This window comes from Luteococcus sp. Sow4_B9 (assembly GCF_052116585.1).
Lineage (GTDB): Bacteria > Actinomycetota > Actinomycetes > Propionibacteriales > Propionibacteriaceae > Luteococcus.
Window position 1 is genome coordinate 185,155 of the sequence record NZ_JBQKKT010000002.1, and the last position, 16,348, is coordinate 201,502.

Annotated in this window: 14 protein-coding genes and 2 tRNA genes; 11 read left to right on the forward strand and 5 right to left on the reverse strand. The window is 67.8% G+C overall.

Annotated features, from left to right (window positions below):
* From ACTQ49_RS02220 to ACTQ49_RS02230, 3 genes are read right to left on the reverse strand one after another with little or no spacing between them, the layout of a single operon-like run.
* Positions 1 to 1,008 carry a LacI family DNA-binding transcriptional regulator gene (locus ACTQ49_RS02220; protein ID WP_441826211.1) on the reverse strand — a complete coding sequence of 336 codons (1,008 nt, stop codon included), beginning with the start codon at positions 1,006 to 1,008 and terminating at the stop codon, positions 1 to 3.
* Positions 1,009 to 1,010: 2 nt separating this feature from the next.
* Positions 1,011 to 1,739 carry a type 1 glutamine amidotransferase gene (locus ACTQ49_RS02225; RefSeq protein WP_441826212.1) on the reverse strand — a complete coding sequence of 243 codons (729 nt, stop codon included), beginning with the start codon at positions 1,737 to 1,739 and terminating at the stop codon, positions 1,011 to 1,013.
* Positions 1,736 to 2,914, reverse strand: a complete 1,179-nt coding sequence (locus ACTQ49_RS02230) for a MurT ligase domain-containing protein (protein ID WP_441826282.1) — start codon at positions 2,912 to 2,914, stop codon at positions 1,736 to 1,738. The genes ACTQ49_RS02225 and ACTQ49_RS02230 overlap by 4 nt, the downstream gene beginning before the upstream one ends.
* Positions 2,915 to 3,165: 251 nt before the next feature.
* Between ACTQ49_RS02230 and ACTQ49_RS02235 the strand changes: the two genes are divergently transcribed.
* The 7 genes from ACTQ49_RS02235 (at position 3,166) to ACTQ49_RS02265 (ending at position 10,270) form a co-directional block, all read left to right on the forward strand.
* Positions 3,166 to 4,482, forward strand: coding sequence for a CitMHS family transporter (locus tag ACTQ49_RS02235; protein ID WP_441826213.1), 1,317 nt, complete (start codon positions 3,166 to 3,168; stop codon positions 4,480 to 4,482).
* A gap of 79 nt (positions 4,483 to 4,561) precedes the next feature.
* A complete protein-coding gene (locus ACTQ49_RS02240) occupies positions 4,562 to 5,038 on the forward strand; it encodes a cupin domain-containing protein (protein ID WP_441826214.1) in 477 nt (158 codons plus the stop codon).
* 232 nt (positions 5,039 to 5,270) lie between these two features.
* A complete protein-coding gene (locus ACTQ49_RS02245) occupies positions 5,271 to 5,945 on the forward strand; it encodes a succinate dehydrogenase cytochrome b subunit (RefSeq protein ID WP_441826215.1) in 675 nt (224 codons plus the stop codon).
* Complete coding sequence (locus ACTQ49_RS02250) at positions 5,945 to 7,903, forward strand: fumarate reductase/succinate dehydrogenase flavoprotein subunit (protein ID WP_441826216.1); 1,959 nt, start codon at positions 5,945 to 5,947, stop codon at positions 7,901 to 7,903. Before ACTQ49_RS02245 ends, ACTQ49_RS02250 begins: the two co-directional genes overlap by 1 nt.
* Positions 7,900 to 8,652, forward strand: coding sequence for a succinate dehydrogenase/fumarate reductase iron-sulfur subunit (locus ACTQ49_RS02255; RefSeq protein WP_441826217.1), 753 nt, complete (start codon positions 7,900 to 7,902; stop codon positions 8,650 to 8,652). Before ACTQ49_RS02250 ends, ACTQ49_RS02255 begins: the two co-directional genes overlap by 4 nt.
* Positions 8,653 to 8,767: 115 nt before the next feature.
* A complete protein-coding gene (locus ACTQ49_RS02260) occupies positions 8,768 to 10,171 on the forward strand; it encodes a DUF222 domain-containing protein (RefSeq protein WP_441826218.1) in 1,404 nt (467 codons plus the stop codon).
* 9 nt (positions 10,172 to 10,180) lie between these two features.
* Positions 10,181 to 10,270 (forward strand): mycothiol transferase, encoded by a 90-nt coding sequence (locus tag ACTQ49_RS02265; RefSeq protein ID WP_441826219.1) that lies wholly within the window; start codon positions 10,181 to 10,183, stop codon positions 10,268 to 10,270.
* A gap of 38 nt (positions 10,271 to 10,308) precedes the next feature.
* Here the strand turns inward: ACTQ49_RS02265 and ACTQ49_RS02270 are convergent.
* Together ACTQ49_RS02270 and orn are read right to left on the reverse strand one after the other, a co-directional pair.
* Positions 10,309 to 10,384: transfer RNA gene (locus ACTQ49_RS02270), tRNA-His, on the reverse strand.
* 77 nt (positions 10,385 to 10,461) lie between these two features.
* The gene (gene orn / locus ACTQ49_RS02275; RefSeq protein WP_441826283.1) at positions 10,462 to 11,070 is read right to left on the reverse strand and encodes an oligoribonuclease; all 609 of its coding nucleotides are present in this window, start codon (positions 11,068 to 11,070) and stop codon (positions 10,462 to 10,464) included.
* Between the two features lie 109 nt (positions 11,071 to 11,179).
* Between orn and ACTQ49_RS02280 the strand changes: the two genes are divergently transcribed.
* The 4 genes from ACTQ49_RS02280 to ACTQ49_RS02295 all read left to right on the forward strand — a co-directional run bounded on the left by ACTQ49_RS02280 (position 11,180) and on the right by ACTQ49_RS02295 (position 16,337).
* Positions 11,180 to 11,255, forward strand: a tRNA-Arg gene (locus ACTQ49_RS02280).
* A 33-nt stretch (positions 11,256 to 11,288) separates the two neighbouring features.
* Entirely contained in the window at positions 11,289 to 12,662 is a 1,374-nt protein-coding gene (locus ACTQ49_RS02285; RefSeq protein WP_441826220.1) for a PrsW family intramembrane metalloprotease, read from the forward strand.
* A 109-nt stretch (positions 12,663 to 12,771) separates the two neighbouring features.
* Complete coding sequence (locus ACTQ49_RS02290; RefSeq protein ID WP_441826221.1) at positions 12,772 to 14,703, forward strand: ABC transporter; 1,932 nt, start codon at positions 12,772 to 12,774, stop codon at positions 14,701 to 14,703.
* A complete protein-coding gene (locus ACTQ49_RS02295; RefSeq protein WP_441826222.1) occupies positions 14,703 to 16,337 on the forward strand; it encodes a YfjP family GTPase in 1,635 nt (544 codons plus the stop codon). The genes ACTQ49_RS02290 and ACTQ49_RS02295 overlap by 1 nt, the downstream gene beginning before the upstream one ends.
* Positions 16,338 to 16,348 lie beyond the last annotated feature (11 nt).

Consider the following 16,348-nt stretch of genomic DNA (forward strand, 5'->3'; position numbering starts at 1 on the left):
TCAGCCGGTAGCCGGTGCCGCGATCGATGCCCGGGGCACCGGCTGCACGGGGACCAGCACGTCCTCGGTGGGAAGATCTGCCCCGTCCAGCGCCGCGAGGATGAGCTCGGCGGCCTTCTCGCCCATCTGCAGATGGGGGAGCAGCACGGTGCTCAGACCCAGCTGTGCCGCCACATTCGGATCATCGTCGTAGCCCACCACCGACAGGTCCTCTGGAATGCGCAGGCCCCGGTGTGCGGCGGCCAGGAAGACACCGGCGGCGACGCGGTCGTTGGCGCAGATGATCGCCGTCGGCTGGGCCTCGTCGAGTGCACGCCCACCCACCTCCAGGCCACGGTCGAGTTCCCAGCCACAGTCGATGACCAGGGGCTGGAGTCCCTGCTCCGCCATCAGGTCCCGATGCGCCTGGACGCGGCGCTCGCCCGCGACAGCGTTCTTCCCGCCGCTCAGGCAGACGATCCTGCGGTGGCCATGGTCGAGCAGCATCTGGGTGGCGACACGGCCACCCATGTACTCGTCGGGATAGACGCCGGGAACGCGCCCCTGGGGGTCGAACGCATTGACCAGCAGTGACAGGTCGTCCTGGAAGGCCGACGGGGGATCCCACGCGATGAGTCCTTCCGCGACGAACATCAGCGCGTCGCACTGGCGTGACTGGAGCACGCCGATGGCCTCGGCCTCCACCCGGGCGTCGCGGTGCGAGTCCACCACCAGCAGGAGGTAGTCCCGGGCCGCCGCCACCCGGGTGGCGCCGGTGAGCATGGCCCCGCCGAAGGCGCTGGTGGTCACGGCGTCGGTGACCACGCCGATGGTGTTGCTGGAGGAACTGCGAAGGCTACGGGCGACGCTGTTGGGCCGGTAGCGCAGCTGGGCCGCGGCCCGTCGCACGGCTTCCTGCTTGTCCGGGGCAATGTCGCCGTCCGCTCGGCCGTTGAGCACCATGGACACGGCGCTGCGGGAGACCCCCGCCAGCTCCGCGACATCCTTGGCCGTGACCTTCCTGGGCACGGTCAGCCGCGCAGGGCGTCGATGCGCTGGCGCCGCAGCTCGTCGATCTCGGGCATCGGCAGGGGCTCGAGACCGCGGCCCAGGGCCAGCTCCAGCAGGTGGTCGGCCAGCTCCGGGTTGCGGGGCAGGATCGGGCCGTGCGGGTAGGTGCCGATCACCCATCCCTTGCCGACCTGCTGCACTGCACCCTCGACGCCACTGCCGTCATTGCCCACGCCCACCTCGACGGTGGCCAGGGGCTTGGCCGCGGGGCCCAGGGTGGTCCGGCCGCCGTGGTTCTCGAAGCCGGTGATGAGGCTCTCGGTGCCGTCGGGGCGTGTCCAGCGGTGCAGCACCTCTCCCACGGCGCGGGGCTCGCCGCGTCGGGTCTCCACGTCCAGCAGTCCCAGGCCCTCGACCACCTCGTCACGGGCGCCGACCGTGAGCGTGGTGCCGCAGATCTGGAAGCCGGCGCAGACGGCCAGCAGAACGCCGCCATTCTCCACACCGCGGCGCAGTCCGCCGTCGGACTGGAGAGCCTTGAGGGCACTGATCTGGGCCATGTCCTCGCCACCGCCCAGGAAGTAGAGGTCCGCGTCGTCAGGCATCGGCTCGCCGGGCTCGACGCTGACCAGTTCTGCCTCGATGCCGCGCAGCTGGAGCCGCTTCAGGGCCACTTTGGCATTGCCCTGGTCACCGTAGATGCCCAGCAGGCTCTGGTAGACGAGGACGATCGTGACGGGCTTGCTCATGCGAGACCTCCGAGCTTGCGCAGCTTCTGGAATGGTGTGTAGGTGCTGACCAGGTCCACCGTGCCTTGGTTCTTGACGCTGTTGGCGGGGTTCTTGACGCTGGAGATCGCGGTCATCAGGTCGTGCTCGATGGTGTGCTCGACGTCGCCATAGGTCAGACGGACGGCCAGGTCATGGGCGCGGGGGCCGGTGCACACCACCGTGCGGCCGCGCAGCTGCTCGAAGTCCACGTCCCACAGCCAGCTCACGTCGCGACCGTCGGCGGCGATCGCGTCGATGGCCAGCACGACGGGATCGCTCGTTGCCAGGGCCAGACTCTCGGCCCAACCGGCGGGATTCTTGGCCAGCAGCAGGCGCGCCTTCACATCGCCGAAGGTGCCGACGGCGAAGCGACCGGCAGGCGCGGAGACCGAGGCCATGCCGCGCAGCGCCACCGCGGGCTCGACACCCATCACGCGAGCGGCCGCCAGCGCGCAGGCCGCATTGGCACGGTTGAATCGGCCCGGCACGTTGAGCTGCAGTTGCCAGGTGGTGCCGTCCTTCTCCACGACGGTCTCGCCGTCCACCCGGTAGTCGGCGGGGGGCTGGGTAAGCTCACAGCCGGTGCAGGTCCAGGAACCACCCCCGACGATCTGACCGTCCTTGCGCGCCAGCGCGGCTCCGCAGGCGGGGCACAGCGCCGCATCCTGGGTCCAGCCGGCACCCGTGTCGATCCAGATGACGCGCTGGGCAGGCTGCGCAGACCACACGACCAGCGGATCATTGGCATTGGCGACGATGACGGGTCCGTCCTGACCGGCTGCCTCCAGGGCGAGGCGCCATGCGCGACCCAGGCTCTTGAGTTCGAAGTTGCGATCCATCTGGTCGCGGCTGAAGTTCAGCATCACCAGCACCTCGGGGTGTCCCAGCCGGATGACGTCGGGCACCACGCGCTCGTCGGTCTCCAGGCAGGCGATCGTGGACCGGGGTGCCTCGCCCAGCGCCGAGGCGATGCCGTGGTGCAGGTTGGCGCCGTCGGCATTGGTCACCACGGTGAACTGCCCGTCGGGCGTGCCGGCCCGCATGGCGGCCGTGAGCAGGTGGGTGGAGGTGGTCTTGCCATTGGTCCCGGTCACGACGGCGACCCGACGATTGGCGAGCAGCTTGCCCAGCGCGTCGGGATCCACCCTGGTCATCACCTTGCCGCGGATCGAGGCGCCGGAACCCTTGCCCGTGAGGCGGGAGGCGAGGGCGGCGGCGCGCCCGGCGGTGATGGCCGCCGTCAGGCGCGGGTCGTGCAGGAAGGAGGGCGTGCGTGGCATGGGAGACATTGTGGCATCTTCGTGGCCGTCCACCCCTTCGGGACGCTCACCCAAGGGGGTTACCGTGTGGTTGGATGAGTCATCCGGGCACACCCCCGACGCCCAGCTGTCGAAGCAGACAAGCAATGCTCGCAATCTGGGGCTACCTGATCGTGGTGCTCTTCATGGCCCTGATCATGACCAAGAAGGCCACACCGTTCACCTCCCTCATCCTCGTCCCGCTCGTGATCGGCCTGATCGCCGGTCTGGGTAGCCAGGTGGGTCAATTCGGCCTGGCGGGCATCAAGGGCGTGGCCCCCACGGCGGTGATGCCGCTGTTCGCGATCCTGTACTTCGGGCTCATGATCACGGCTGGCCTGTTCGATCCGCTGGTGCGCTCGATCCTCAAGGTGGTCAAGGGTGATCCCCTCAAGGTGCTGGTGGGTACCGCCGTCCTGGCCTCGGTGGTGAGCGTCGATGGTGATGGCTCCACCACGACGATGATCGTCTGCTCCGCCATGATCCCCGTCTACAAGCGGTTGAACATGAAGATGATGGACCTCGCCGTGATCGTGATCCTGGCGAACAGTGTGATGAATCTGCTCCCGTGGGGCGGCCCGACGGCTCGCATCATCGCCGCACTGCATCTGGAGGAGGGCGAGCTGCTGCGCCGCATCCTGCCGGGCATGTTCCTGGCGATCGCGTGGGTCATCTGCGTCGCCTGGATCCGCGGCCTGCAGGAACGCAAGCGCCTGGGCGTCAAGGAGCTCGACGAGGATGACATCGCCGCGATGGACGCCACGCTGACGCATGAGGACGACGAATTGCAGCGCCCCAAGATGCTGTGGCCCAATTTCGCGCTGACCATGATCCTGATGGTCCTGCTGGTCTTCGGTGGCATGTACGGAATGCCCAAGATCCCGGCGGCGGTGCTCTTCGAGATCGGCTTCGCCGTGGCCCTCCTGTTGAACTACCGCAATGTGAAGGACCAGCAGAAGATCATCGAGATCCACGGCGCCAACGCGCTGCAGGTGATCACGATGGTGCTCGCGGCGGGCATCTTCATGGGCATCCTCAATGAGTCCGGCATGAGCCAGGCGATCGGTGAGTCCTTGGCCCGCTGGGTGCCCAGCTCCCTGGGTGGGCAGTGGCCGCTGGTGACGGCGATCGTCTCGGCCCCCGGCACCTTCCTGCTCAGCAACGACGCCTTCTACCTGGGCGTGCTGCCGATCCTGGCCCAGACCGGTGAACAGTACGGCTTCAGCGCCATGGACATCGGCGTCGCGTCGACGGTGGGTCAGGCCTTCCACCTGCTCAGCCCGCTGGTGGGATTCATCTACCTGCTGCTCAACCTGACCGGCGTGGACATGGGTGCCTGGCAGCGGCAAGCCGGCAAGTGGGCCTGTGGCACCTTCCTGATCTTCCTGATGAGCATGTACGTCTTCGGGGGAGTGCCGCTGTGACGGGCCATCACGAGGGGCGCTTGTGGACTCACGTCAAGATGCCCGCAGAACTGTCGTAGCGGGTGGGTAGGCTCGAGACATGGCTATCACTGACAACGGACCCAACCCGAACGTCTTCGACATCGAGACCGAGACCAAGGCCAACGAGAACTACCGCACGGTGGCCTGGAGTGGTAAGTACCTGCAGGTCACGCTGATGAGCATCCCCGTCGGCAAGGACATCGGTCTGGAGGTGCACCATGACACCGACCAGTTCCTCCGCATCGACGCGGGCAAGGGCAAGGTGCAGATGGGCCCCGCCGAGGACGAGCTGACCACCGAGCAGGAGGTGTCCGACGGCTGGAGCATCCAGGTGCCGGCTGGTACCTGGCACAACGTCACCAATACCGGTGACGAGCCGCTGCAGCTGTACACCATCTACGCGCCGGTCCACCACGCAGCCGGCGTGGTCCACACTGACTTCGAGGATGCCGAGAAGCAGGAGGACGCCGGCCTCGACGAGCCGCCGGCCTGGAGCGTCCAGCCCCAGAACACGACGCCCGACGAGAAGGCCTGAGCCAACTCGCCCAAGCGGCCAGCGAACGCCGTCCGGATGCCATCCGGGCGGCGTTCGTTCATTCCTGATTTCCTTGTCAGACACTGTTCCTTGAGGTAATACCATCCCGCTGTCCGGGTGCCCCCGTGCTGTGTCTATGGTGGAGTCAAAGCCTTGACGAGGGAGCGCCATGCCGAGCCAGTCGACGTTGACCAGACCGCCTGCCCCAGCCCGGGCCGGACACTCCACCGGAATGTCGAATGCGGCTGCAAAGGTGGTGATGGCCGTCACCGGGATCATCTTTGCCCTGTTCGTCCTGGTGCACATGATCGGCAACCTCAAGATCTACATGGGTCCGGAGGAGTTCAACGGGTACGCCCACTGGTTGCGCGCCGCCTTCCACCCGGTGCTGCCGTACGAGGGGCTCCTGTGGATCCTGCGCATCGTGCTGCTCGCCTGCCTGGTGGCACACGTCTACTGCGGATTCTTGATCCGCACGCGGGGCCGGGCCGCACGGGGTTCCGTGCGGCGCAAGGGCATGGATGCCTCCACCTGGATGGCCCGCACCATGCCGGTCACGGGCCTGATCCTGTTGGGTTTCCTGGTCTTCCACCTGCTCGACCTCACCATTGGTGCCGCCCCGGTCGCCCCAGGCGCCTTCCAGGGCCCGACGCTGGAGGCCTCCCATGCCCATGCCAATGTGATCGCTTCCTTCTCCCGCGTGCCCGTCGCGCTGGTCTACGGCCTCACGATGGTCGCCCTGTGCGCTCATCTGGCCCACGGACTGCTCAGCGTCGTGCTCGATCTGGGTGCCGCGCCCGGCCCCAAGGCTGTTCGCATCACCAGCGCGATCGGACTGGCCGTCGGGCTGGTCGTCGCGTTCGGCAACCTGACCATCCCGATCGCCGTGCTGACAGGACTCGTCTGATGACCTCGCTGCAGATTCCCCACGCCACCCAGCCGCTCGACGGGCGGATGCCCGACGGCGATCCGGCCACCGCGTGGAGCCGCGCCAAGCTCGGCTACAAGCAGGTGAGCCCGTTGAACCGCCGCAAGTTCACCATCGTCGTGGTCGGCACTGGCCTGGCTGGGGCTGGCGCCGCCGCCGCCCTGGGCGAGCTCGGCTACAACGTCGTCACCTACACCTTCCACGATGCGGCCCGCCGGGCCCACTCGGTGGCCGCCCAGGGTGGCATCAACGCCGCCCGCGCGCGCAAGGTGGACGGCGACTCGCTGGAGCGATTCGTCAAGGACACGGTCAAGGGCGGCGACTTCCGAGCCCGCGAGGCCGACGTCTTCCGGCTCGCCGAGGAGTCCGTCAGGGTCATCGACCACATGGATGCGATCGGCGCTCCCTTCGCCCGGGAGTACGGCGGTCAATTGCGCACCCGTTCCTTCGGTGGCGTGCAGGTCAGCCGCACCTACTACACGCGCGGCCAGACCGGTCAACAGCTGCAGGTGGCCGCGGCCCGTGCCCTGCAGCGCCAGGTGGCGGCCGGGACGGTGGACCTTCGCACCCATCGCGAGGTGCTCGACCTGGTGGTGACCGACGGTCGGGTGCGCGGAGTGGTCGCCCGCGACCTGCGCACCGGTGCCATCGAGGCGCAGCCGGCCCATGCCGTCGTGCTGGCCACGGGCGGTTACGGCAAGGCCTTCTTCCACTCGACCCTGGCCCACAACTCGAATGTGAGCGCCGCCTGGCGGGCCCATCGCCGCGGCGCCTACTTCGCCTCCCCCTCCTACTTGCAGTTCCACCCGACAGCGCTCCCCGTGAGCTCGCAGTGGCAGTCCAAGACGACGCTGATGAGTGAGTCGCTGCGCAATGACGGCCGGATCTGGGTGCCGGTCAAGCCGGGTGACGACCGGCCGGCCAATGAGATCCCGGAGAACGAGCGGGACTACTACCTGGAACGCAAGTACCCCGCCTACGGCAACCTCGCGCCCCGAGACATCTCGTCGCGGGCAGCGCGTGAACAGATCGAGGCTGGCAGGGGAGTGGGGCCGCTCAGGAACAGCGTCTACCTGGACTTCCGGGACGCCATCGGGCGGCTGGGCAGGAAGACGATCGAACAGCGCTACTCCAACCTGTTCGAGATGTACGCCGACTGCACGGGTGAGGATCCCTATGTGGTGCCGATGCGCATCGCCCCCGGCGCACACTTCTCGATGGGCGGTCTGTGGAGCGACTACAACATGCAGACCACCATCGACGGTCTGTTCGTCGGCGGCGAGGCCGGCTGGGGCTATCACGGTGCCAACCGGCTGGGAGCCAACTCGCTGCTCAGTGCCTGCGTCGACGGGATGTTCACGCTGCCGTACACCATCCCGAACTTCCTGGCGGACCACCTGAATGAGCCGCTGCTGGACGTGGACGATGCGGCCGTGCAGCAGACGGTGACCGAGGCGACTGCGCGACTCGACCGCATGCTGGCGATCGGCGGCAGGACCGGATCCGACCGCTTCCACCGGGAACTGGGCGAGATCCTCTACCAGGGCTGCGGTGTGGCGCGCAGCGAGGAGGGTCTGACGAAGGCCATCGGGCAGATCCGAGACCTGCGGCAGCGCTTCTGGAGCGACCTGCGCGTGCCCGGCCATGGTCAGCAGCTCAACCAGGAGCTGGAGAAGGCCGGCCGGGTGGCCGACTATCTGGAGCTGGCCGAGTTGATGTGTGTCGATGCCCTGGATCGTGACGAGTCGTGCGGAGCCCACTTCCGCGTCGACCACCAGACGCCCGAGGGTGAAGCCCTGCGCGACGACGAGAACTGGTGCTTCGTCTCCGCTTGGCAGCACACTCCCGGCCCGGAGGGCCAGCCGGGGATGCCCGTACGTCATGCCGAACCACTCACCTTCACAGCTGTCCCCCTGCAGACGAGGAACTACACATGAGGATCACGCTCGAGGTGTGGCGTCAGGCCCACGCACAGGCGTCCGGAGCATTCGTCACCTACCAGATCGACGACGCAACCCCGGAGATGTCGATGCCGGAATTGCTCGACCGGCTCAACGACCAGCTCGTGGAGGCCGGCGACGAGCCGGTGGCCTTCGAGAGCGACTGTCGCGAGGGCATCTGCGGTTGCTGCGGCATCACCATCGACGATCGGCCGCACGGGCCGGTGCCGAACACGCCCACCTGCCAGCAGCACCTGCGCAATTTCTCCGACGGTGACGTGTTGCGCCTGGAACCCTTCCGGTCCGAGGCATTCCCCGTCGTGAAGGACCTGGTGGTGGACCGGTCGGCGCTGGATCGGGTGGTGCAGGGCGGTGGCTTTGTCAGCGTCGACACCGGAACGGCCCCTGACGCGGAGAGCCACCAGATTTCCTTCCAGCGTGCCGAGAAGGGCCTCGACTTTGCCGCCTGCATCGGCTGCGGTGCCTGCGTGGCGGCCTGTCCGAACGGGGCCGCGCACCTGTTCGGTGGAGCGCTGCTGACGCACTTCTCAACACTGCCCCAGGGCCTGCCGGAACGGTCGAAGCGTGGCCGGGGGGTGGTGAAGGCGCTGGAACAGGACTTCGGTCCGTGCTCCACCTATGGCGAGTGCGTTGAGGTGTGCCCGGCGGACATCCCGCTGGCGGCAATTGGCGCGGTGAATCGGGAAGTGATGCGCGCCGCCTGGCGGCGTGGCAAGGACGACTGACGTCAGACCCTCCCAAATCGCGGTGCCCCAGAAGTTCCCGTCGACCATTGATCATCGAACGTGTGTTCGATAGAATGGTGGTGTTGATCGAACGCGGACCGGGGGAGGGAGCGTCATGACACAGACCAGTCCAGCTGTCGCGGGCGGCGATCCCGTCGCCGGCGACATTATGTCCCTGGCGGATCCGGTGTCCGTCATCGAGGCCATCCGCGAGAACCGACGTCAGTGTCGCGTCCTGGAGGCACAAGAGGTGGCTCTGCTCGCTCACTGTGCCGACCTGTGTGCCATGGTGTGTGACGGCGAGGCTGGACACCTTCCCGGTGCCGAGCAGCTCGTGGAGCTGGGGGGAGACGGAACTCCCGGCGTCGCGGAGTTTGCAACCCTGGAGCTCGCCGCCGCTCTCGGGGTGCGAGAGATCGAAGCCCGATGCATGGTGGCGGACGCACTCGACCTACGGCATCGCCTGCCCGAGTTGTGGCGTCAGACGATGGCGGGCGAGCTTCCCGTCTGGCGTGCGCGCCACATTGCCGGGGCCACCCGGCGCCTCGAGTGGGATGCGGCCCGGCTGGTGGATGTGCAGCTTGCTCGCCAGATTCCGGGCATGGCGTGGGGCAGGGTCAAGAATCTTGTCGCCGGGCTGGTCCTGGACCATCTGCCGGTGGAGGAGGCGGATCAACAGCGGGCGGATGCCAAGGATGCGCGCGGCGTCTGGATCTCCCAGGGTGAGTTCGGGATTGCCGATCTTTCTGCGGTGATGGACGCCCCCGATGCAGACCGGTTGGAACAGAGCCTGACGCGCATCGCCGGCATCCTCAAGGCCGGGGGCTCCCGCGACGGGCTGGACGCGCGCAGGGCCAAGGCGCTGGGAATGCTCGCCAGCCCGGCCCGGGCACTCCAGCTGCTGCAGGCTTCCCTGCTCGACACCGCGGTTGAGGAGCTGCCCGGCCTGGACGTCACTGCGGACTGCCATCTGGAGGGTCAGCCAGGGCACTGCTGCGGCACGATCGCGGTGGATCCCACGGCCCTCGCGCCCAGGACATCGCTCGTCGTCCACCTCACGGACACCACTCTCTGTGCTGGCGAGGGCATCGTGCGCGCCGAGGGGATTGGTCCACTGCTGGCAGAGTGGTTGCATGATCTGATCCCCGACGCGGTGGTCACCGTCCGTCCGGTCATCGATGGCAATCACGAGATCACCAGTGATGCTTACGAATGTCCGCCGACGATGCGCGAGCAGGTGGAACTCAGGAACCCCTACGAGGTCTTCCCCTGGTCGACGCGCCGGTCCAGGAGTCTCGACCTGGACCACACGATCCCCTTCGGGCGTGGGCCGACGCGCACGGACAACCTCGGCCCACTCACGCGAAAGGTGCACCGGGCCAAGACCCACGGTGGGTACCGGCTGGAACAACCGATACCAGGTCACTTCCTGTGGCAGACGCCTTTGGGCTTCCGCTATCTGGTCACGCCCAGCCGAACTCTGGAGCTCGGCCGCCCCGACGTCTGCGTCGTCGCTTAGATTGTGCGCATGGCAGACCTCGTGATCGAGGAGTACGGCCGGCACTGCGGCCATGCGGATCGGTTGCGTGAGGCCGTGGATGGGTCCGTCGGGGAGTGAGCAGAAGGCCCCGGTCGAAATGACCGGGGCCTTCTGTCTGGGGTGAGTAACGGGACTTGAACCCGCGACCACCTGGACCACAACCAGGTGCTCTACCAACTGAGCTATACCCACCATGTCTCGGGGCTACTGCCCTGAGCGCTGGATCAGCTTAGCGTGCTTTCCTGTTCGTGTGAAATCGAGGTGAAGATTCAGCGTGGACGGATGCCGGTGATGGACCCCTGGTGCTTCATGGCAATGTGCTTGGCCTCGCTCGTCGACGGGCCGGGCGACGGGACGAAGACGGCCTCGCGGTAGTAGCGCAGCTCCTCGATGGACTCCTGGATGTCGGCCAGGGCGCGGTGGTTCCCGTTCTTGGCTGGTGACTGGTAGTAGGCCCTCGGGAACCAGCGTCGGCTCAGCTCCTTGATGCTGCTGACATCCACATTTCGGTAGTGCACCCAGCCCTCGAGCTCGGGCATGTCACGGGCGAGGAAGGCACGGTCGGTGCCGATGCTGTTGCCGGCCAGCGGGGCCTTGCGGGCCGTCGGGACGAAGGTGCGGACGTAGTCCAGCACCTGGGCCTGCGCGTCTTCCATGGTGGTGCCACTGGCGAGTTCGTCGAGCAGTCCCGACTTGGTGTGCATCTCGCGGACGAAGTCACCCATCTGGGCCAGTGCCTCGTCCGACGGCTTGATGAGGACGTCGATGCCCTCGCCCTGTACGTTCAGGTCGGAGTCGGTCACCAAGGCCGCCACCTCGACCAGCGCGTCATTGGCCAGGTCGAGCCCGGTCATCTCACAATCGATCCACACCAGCATGTCATTCACCCGTCCACCTTACGCCGCGCGCAGCAGGAGGAGCCATTTCGACCCCGTGCTGCGCGTTCCCGGCGTCCCGCCCCGGCACCGCTACGATGGACGGCGACCAGCCTCAGTAGCTCAGCGGATAGAGCAGCAGCCTTCTAATCTGTCGGTCGCAGGTTCGATTCCTGCCTGGGGCGCCATTGACCATCTGGCCACGGAAAGCTTGGTGACGAGTGAGCACGACGCAGACCAGCCCCGCATGGCAGTCCACCAACAGCGGGTGGACGCTGAACGGACAGCTGGAACCGGGCGCCGACGTGCGTCCCGAGCGTCGTGCCAGATCCCTGTCCGGACTGCCACCACGGCCCACAGGCGAGACGAACCGCTGGATGCGTCTGCTCACCAATCCCTGGACGTGGATCTCCGTCGTGCTCTTCCAGCTGTACGCCGTCACCCTCTACCTGGTGTGGCGTCAACTCTCCGCGGATCAGGTCTTCCCTGAGGGCGTCATCCCCGGGCTGGACTGGGCCACCCTGAAGCAGTGCGCCGGCTATGCCGCCCCGACGGCCGCCGTGTGGGCCCTGGTCTTCATCGCCTTCGACCGCTTCCGGCCCATGCGGCCCCTGTTCTGGCTGCTGGCCTTCGGCTGGGGCGCGTGCATGTCCATCTGGATCAGCCTGAACGTCAACTCCTGGGCCGCCAGCCTGCTCAATGTCACGGCCAGTCCCGGCGATCCCGCGGCCCAGGCCAGACCAGCGGTCTTCGTCGCACCCTTCGTCGAGGAGGCCGCCAAGACCACCTTCCTCTTCCTGCTGGCCGTCCTGGTGCGCTACCGAATCGTCTCTGCACTGCAGAGCGTCTGCCTCGCAGGTCTGGCCGCGGTCGGCTTCGCCTTCACCGAGAACATCGTCTACTACGCACGTGCCATGGTCTACGGCTCTGTGACCATCGGCACCGGCGACGTCGAGGAGGCCGTGCAGCAGTTGGTCTTCCTGCGCGGGGTCATCACCAGCTTCGGCCACCCGCTGTTCACGATGCTGACGGGCGTCGGTCTGGTCATCGGCCTGCGCGCCCGCAGCAAGCTGGTGCGCATCCTCGCCCCGTTGACGGGCTTCTGTCTTTCGGCCTTCGGTCACATGGCCTTCAACGGCATGAGCTCCATCAGCCAGATGTCGATGACGCGGCTGGTCATCCAGTTCGTGATCGTCATCGCCATCATCGCCTTCTTCCTCTTCCGCCAGATCTTCAAGGAGCGCAAGCGGATCGCCACCCGGCTGGGCGACTACGTGCGGATGGGCCGGCTGGATTCCCGCGACGTGGTCAACCACTCGGTGCTGTGGCGCCGCGCCTGGATCCTCATCGTCGCGGCCCGACGGGGCTGGCGCACCTTCCAGGCCACCCGGCAGCGGATTCGCGCAGTGACCGAACTGGCCTATCTGCGCGACGCGATGGTGCGCGGCATCGTCGACGAGGCCGGGCACGAACGCGAGAAGGAACTGCTCGGGCAGCTGGCCGTGCTGCGCGGCACCGCCCTGACGGAGGCGACTGGCCTGCGGCTGGACATCCCGTGGAGGCGACTGGCCTTCTGGCGCCGTCGACGGGCGTGACGCGGGCAGCGAAAGTCTCAACCCAGCGCGCACAACGGGGTCACTTCATGTCACAGTTGTGCGGAAGTTCGCGGATGCCGGGGGTGTCCGCGCCGTCGAAAGGAATGGTGTGAGCAGCACACGGCTGACCCAGGCACTGGTCGAACTGCGCGAGTCGTTGGCTCCCGTTCGGCTCCCGCTGCCCCTGCCCCAGGCGATGGAGCAGACCCGCTCCGCACGCGAGATGCAGCGCCAGCTCGACGACTACATCCTGCCCCGACTGGCCACCATCGAGGCGCCGCTGCTGGCCGTCGTCGGCGGCTCCACGGGTGCCGGCAAGTCCACCCTCGTGAACTCCGTCGTGGGACGCGTCGTGACCACGCCCGGAGTCATCCGCCCCACCACCAAGTCGCCGGTGCTGATCTGCCATCCCGATGACGTCAAGTGGTTCAACGATGACCGGATCCTGCCCGGACTGGTGCGCTCCCGTTCCAGCTCGGTGGACTCCAACACCCTGCAGCTGGTGGAGGAGCCGACCCTTCCGCGCGGTCTGGCGTTGCTGGATGCCCCCGACGTTGACTCCGTCGTCGAGCAGAACCGACTCCTGGCGGCCCAGCTGCTGCAGGCGGCCGACTTGTGGATCTTCGTCACCTCCGCCGCCCGCTACGCCGACGCGGTGCCGTGGGACTTCCTGAAGTCCGCCGTCGACCGCTCCGCTGCAGTCGCCGTGGTCCTGGACCGCGTCCCGCCGGCCGCCATGAACCAGGTGCCGCCCCACCTGGGCCGTCTGATGACCGAACGTGGCCTGGCCGATTCGCCGCTCTTCGCCGTGCCCGAGACCGAGACCGACACGGAGGGTCTGCTGCCGGATGCCGCCGTCTCGCCCATCCGCACCTGGCTGGCGACGCTGGCCGCGGATGCCGCGAGCCGCCAGCGCGTCGTGATGCAGACCCTGGATGGTGCGATTGGCTCCCTGGTTGCCAAGGCGCCGCCCGTCGCCGACGCCGTCGAGGCGCAGGCCGAGGCACTGGACAGCCTGCGCGCCGACGCCCAGTCTGCCTACGCCGAGGCCACCCGTCAGGTCTCGGTGCAGTCGGCTGACGGAACGCTGCTGCGCGGCGAGGTGATGGCCCGCTGGCAGGAATTCGTCGGCACCGGCGAGTTCATGAAGACGATGGAGAACAAGATCGGCTGGCTGCGTGACCGCGTCTGGTCGACGGTCAAGGGCGCCCCACCCGAGGCCGAGGGCGTCAAGGTGGCCGTCGAGTCCGGCCTGGAAGCCCTGATCCGCGAGCAGGGCGAGGCGACTGCGGAGCGAGTGGACACCGCCTGGCGCGCCACTCCCTTCGGCCGCGAGGTCCTGCGCACCTACGCCGGCGGTGACCTGTCGCGCGCCTCGTCCGGCTTCGATGAGGAAGTGGCTCGCGCCATCCGTGACTGGCAGAGCGACGTGATGGAGATCGTCCAGGGCGAGGGCATGGGCAAGCGCACCCAGGCGCGTTACCTGGCGCTCGGCGTCAATGGCGTCTCCGCCGCGCTGATGATGGTGGTCTTCGCCTACACCGGCGGCCTCACCGGTGCCGAGGTGGGCATCGCCGGCGGTTCGGCCGTGCTCGCCCAGCGGGTGCTGGAGGCCGTCTTCGGAGATGACGCCGTCCGTCGCCTGGCCAAGCAGGCCAAGGAAGATCTGGATGCCCGCGTCGAGGCCGTCATGGCGAAGGAGCTGCAGCGCTACGACGAGGCCCTCGCCAGCCTGGCCTCCGACCGGGACCTGGCCGAGCGCCTGCGTCTGGCCGTCGAGGAGGTCAACTTTGCTCGTCACCAGGGCTACGACGATGTGCTCAACCCGGCGCCCCGGCCGGAGGCCATCGAATCTGCCCGGCCGGAGGCCATCGAATCAGCCCGGCCGGAGGCCATCGAATCCAGCGGCCAGGTCTCGATTGAACCCCAGCGCCAGACCGTCCAGCTGAACACGGTGGCGGACCACGGTGATGCCGAGGTGGTCGAGGCGGAGATCGTCGAGCACGAGACGATCGAGAACGAGCGAGGAGGAAGGCTCTGATGGCTCGCCGCACCAATCCTGACCGACAGGGCGTCCCGGAGAAGGTCCGCGCCCTGGCCGAGACCGTCGAACTGGCCGAGGGCCGCGCCGACGAGGAACTCATCTCCCGGGCCCGACGCGTCGTCGGCCACACCGACAAGCGTCTCGCCTTCAGCGGTGACATCACTGTCGTGGCGCTCGCTGGAGCGACCGGTTCGGGCAAGTCCTCCACCTTCAACGCCCTGTCCGGCACCCAGTTGGCCGTGCCCGGCATCACGCGGCCCACCACCAGCAAGGCGATGGCCGCCTTCTGGGGCGACGAGGTGCCCAATGACCTGTTGGACTGGCTGGAGGTGCCCACCCGGCACGTCGTGACCGGGGGAGACCCGGCACTGAAGGGCCTGGTCCTGCTGGACCTGCCGGACCATGACTCCACCGAACTGGCACACCGTGCCGAGGTGGACCGCCTGGTGCAGCTCGTCGACATGTTCATCTGGGTGGTGGACCCGCAGAAGTACGCCGACGCGGCGCTGCATGACCGCTACCTCAAGCCGCTGGCCCAGCACGCCGAGGTGATGATGGTGGTGCTCAACCAGGCAGACCGACTGCCCGAGGGGCATCTGGAACCCACCATGCGAGACCTGCGTGCCCTGCTGGATTCCGAGGGTCTGCAGAAGGCCCAACTGTGCGCCGTCAGCGCGCTGACCGGCTTCGGGATCGACGAGCTGCGCTCGCAGCTGGCCACCGCCATCCAGAACAAGCAGATGGCCGCGAAGCGTCTGGAGGCCGACGTCGTCCAGGTGGCCCGCGAGCTCTCGGAGGACATCGGGCACGCCGATCCGCAGGAGATCGGAAAGGCCCGCGAGGCCCAGCTCAACAAGGCCCTCGGTGAGGCCGCGGGGGTGGGCGTCGTCAGCGAGGCAGTGCTCAAGGCCATGCGTCGCCGCGGCACGCTGGCCACCGGCTGGCCCGCCGTCAGCTGGATCAAGGGCCTCAAGCCCGACCCACTGAAGCGGCTGCACCTGGATGCCGTCAAGGTGAACAAGAAGCAGGAGTTGGAGCCCGCCCGGGTGCAGCGCACCGGCGTGAACCGGGGCAGCGGTTTCAACGGCGTCCAGCAGGCACGCGTCGATTCCGCGGTGCGCGCGGTCGCTGACGAGGCCTCGCAGGGCCTGCCGCGAGGCTGGCAGGACGCTGTGCGCAAGGCTTCCCGCCAGCATGACCAGCTGCTGCCCGACGAACTGGACCGGGCCGTGGCCACCACGGACCTGGCGATGGACCGTGGCCAGGGCTGGTGGAAGATCTTCCAGGTGCTGCAGTGGATCCTGATCAGCGCGGTGGTGGTGGGAGCCGGCTGGCTGGCACTGCGAATGGCCCTGATCTACTTCGGTTTCCCGCCGCTTGACCTGGGGCCGACCTACCGGGGCTTCGCGCTGCCCACCCTGATGGTGATGGGCGGTGTGGGGGCGGGCATCCTGCTCGCGGCGGTCAGCCGATTCCTCGTCGAGCTCGCTGCCAAGCGGAAGGCTGCTCGCGCCACCCACGTGCTGGAGAAGTCCATCGGGGAGGTCTCGCGTCAGCGGATCATCGATCCGATCAATGCCGAGCTGCGTCGTTACGAGCAGGCCCAGCAGGCCGTGGCGCGCGCACGCTGACGCGCTGCCGC

Coding starts and splice junctions, on each gene's coding strand:
- ACTQ49_RS02295 (WP_441826222.1), top strand. CDS start 14,703: ATGGCTCGCCGCACCAATCCTGACCGACAGGGCGTCCCGGAGAAGGTC.
- ACTQ49_RS02265 (WP_441826219.1), top strand. CDS start 10,181: ATGGCAGACCTCGTGATCGAGGAGTACGGCCGGCACTGCGGCCATGCG.
- orn (WP_441826283.1), bottom strand. CDS start 11,070: ATGCTGGTGTGGATCGATTGTGAGATGACCGGGCTCGACCTGGCCAAT.
- ACTQ49_RS02225 (WP_441826212.1), bottom strand. CDS start 1,739: ATGAGCAAGCCCGTCACGATCGTCCTCGTCTACCAGAGCCTGCTGGGC.
- ACTQ49_RS02250 (WP_441826216.1), top strand. CDS start 5,945: ATGACCTCGCTGCAGATTCCCCACGCCACCCAGCCGCTCGACGGGCGG.
- ACTQ49_RS02235 (WP_441826213.1), top strand. CDS start 3,166: ATGCTCGCAATCTGGGGCTACCTGATCGTGGTGCTCTTCATGGCCCTG.
- ACTQ49_RS02240 (WP_441826214.1), top strand. CDS start 4,562: ATGGCTATCACTGACAACGGACCCAACCCGAACGTCTTCGACATCGAG.
- ACTQ49_RS02255 (WP_441826217.1), top strand. CDS start 7,900: ATGAGGATCACGCTCGAGGTGTGGCGTCAGGCCCACGCACAGGCGTCC.
- ACTQ49_RS02260 (WP_441826218.1), top strand. CDS start 8,768: ATGACACAGACCAGTCCAGCTGTCGCGGGCGGCGATCCCGTCGCCGGC.
- ACTQ49_RS02230 (WP_441826282.1), bottom strand. CDS start 2,914: ATGACCAGGGTGGATCCCGACGCGCTGGGCAAGCTGCTCGCCAATCGT.
- ACTQ49_RS02245 (WP_441826215.1), top strand. CDS start 5,271: ATGTCGAATGCGGCTGCAAAGGTGGTGATGGCCGTCACCGGGATCATC.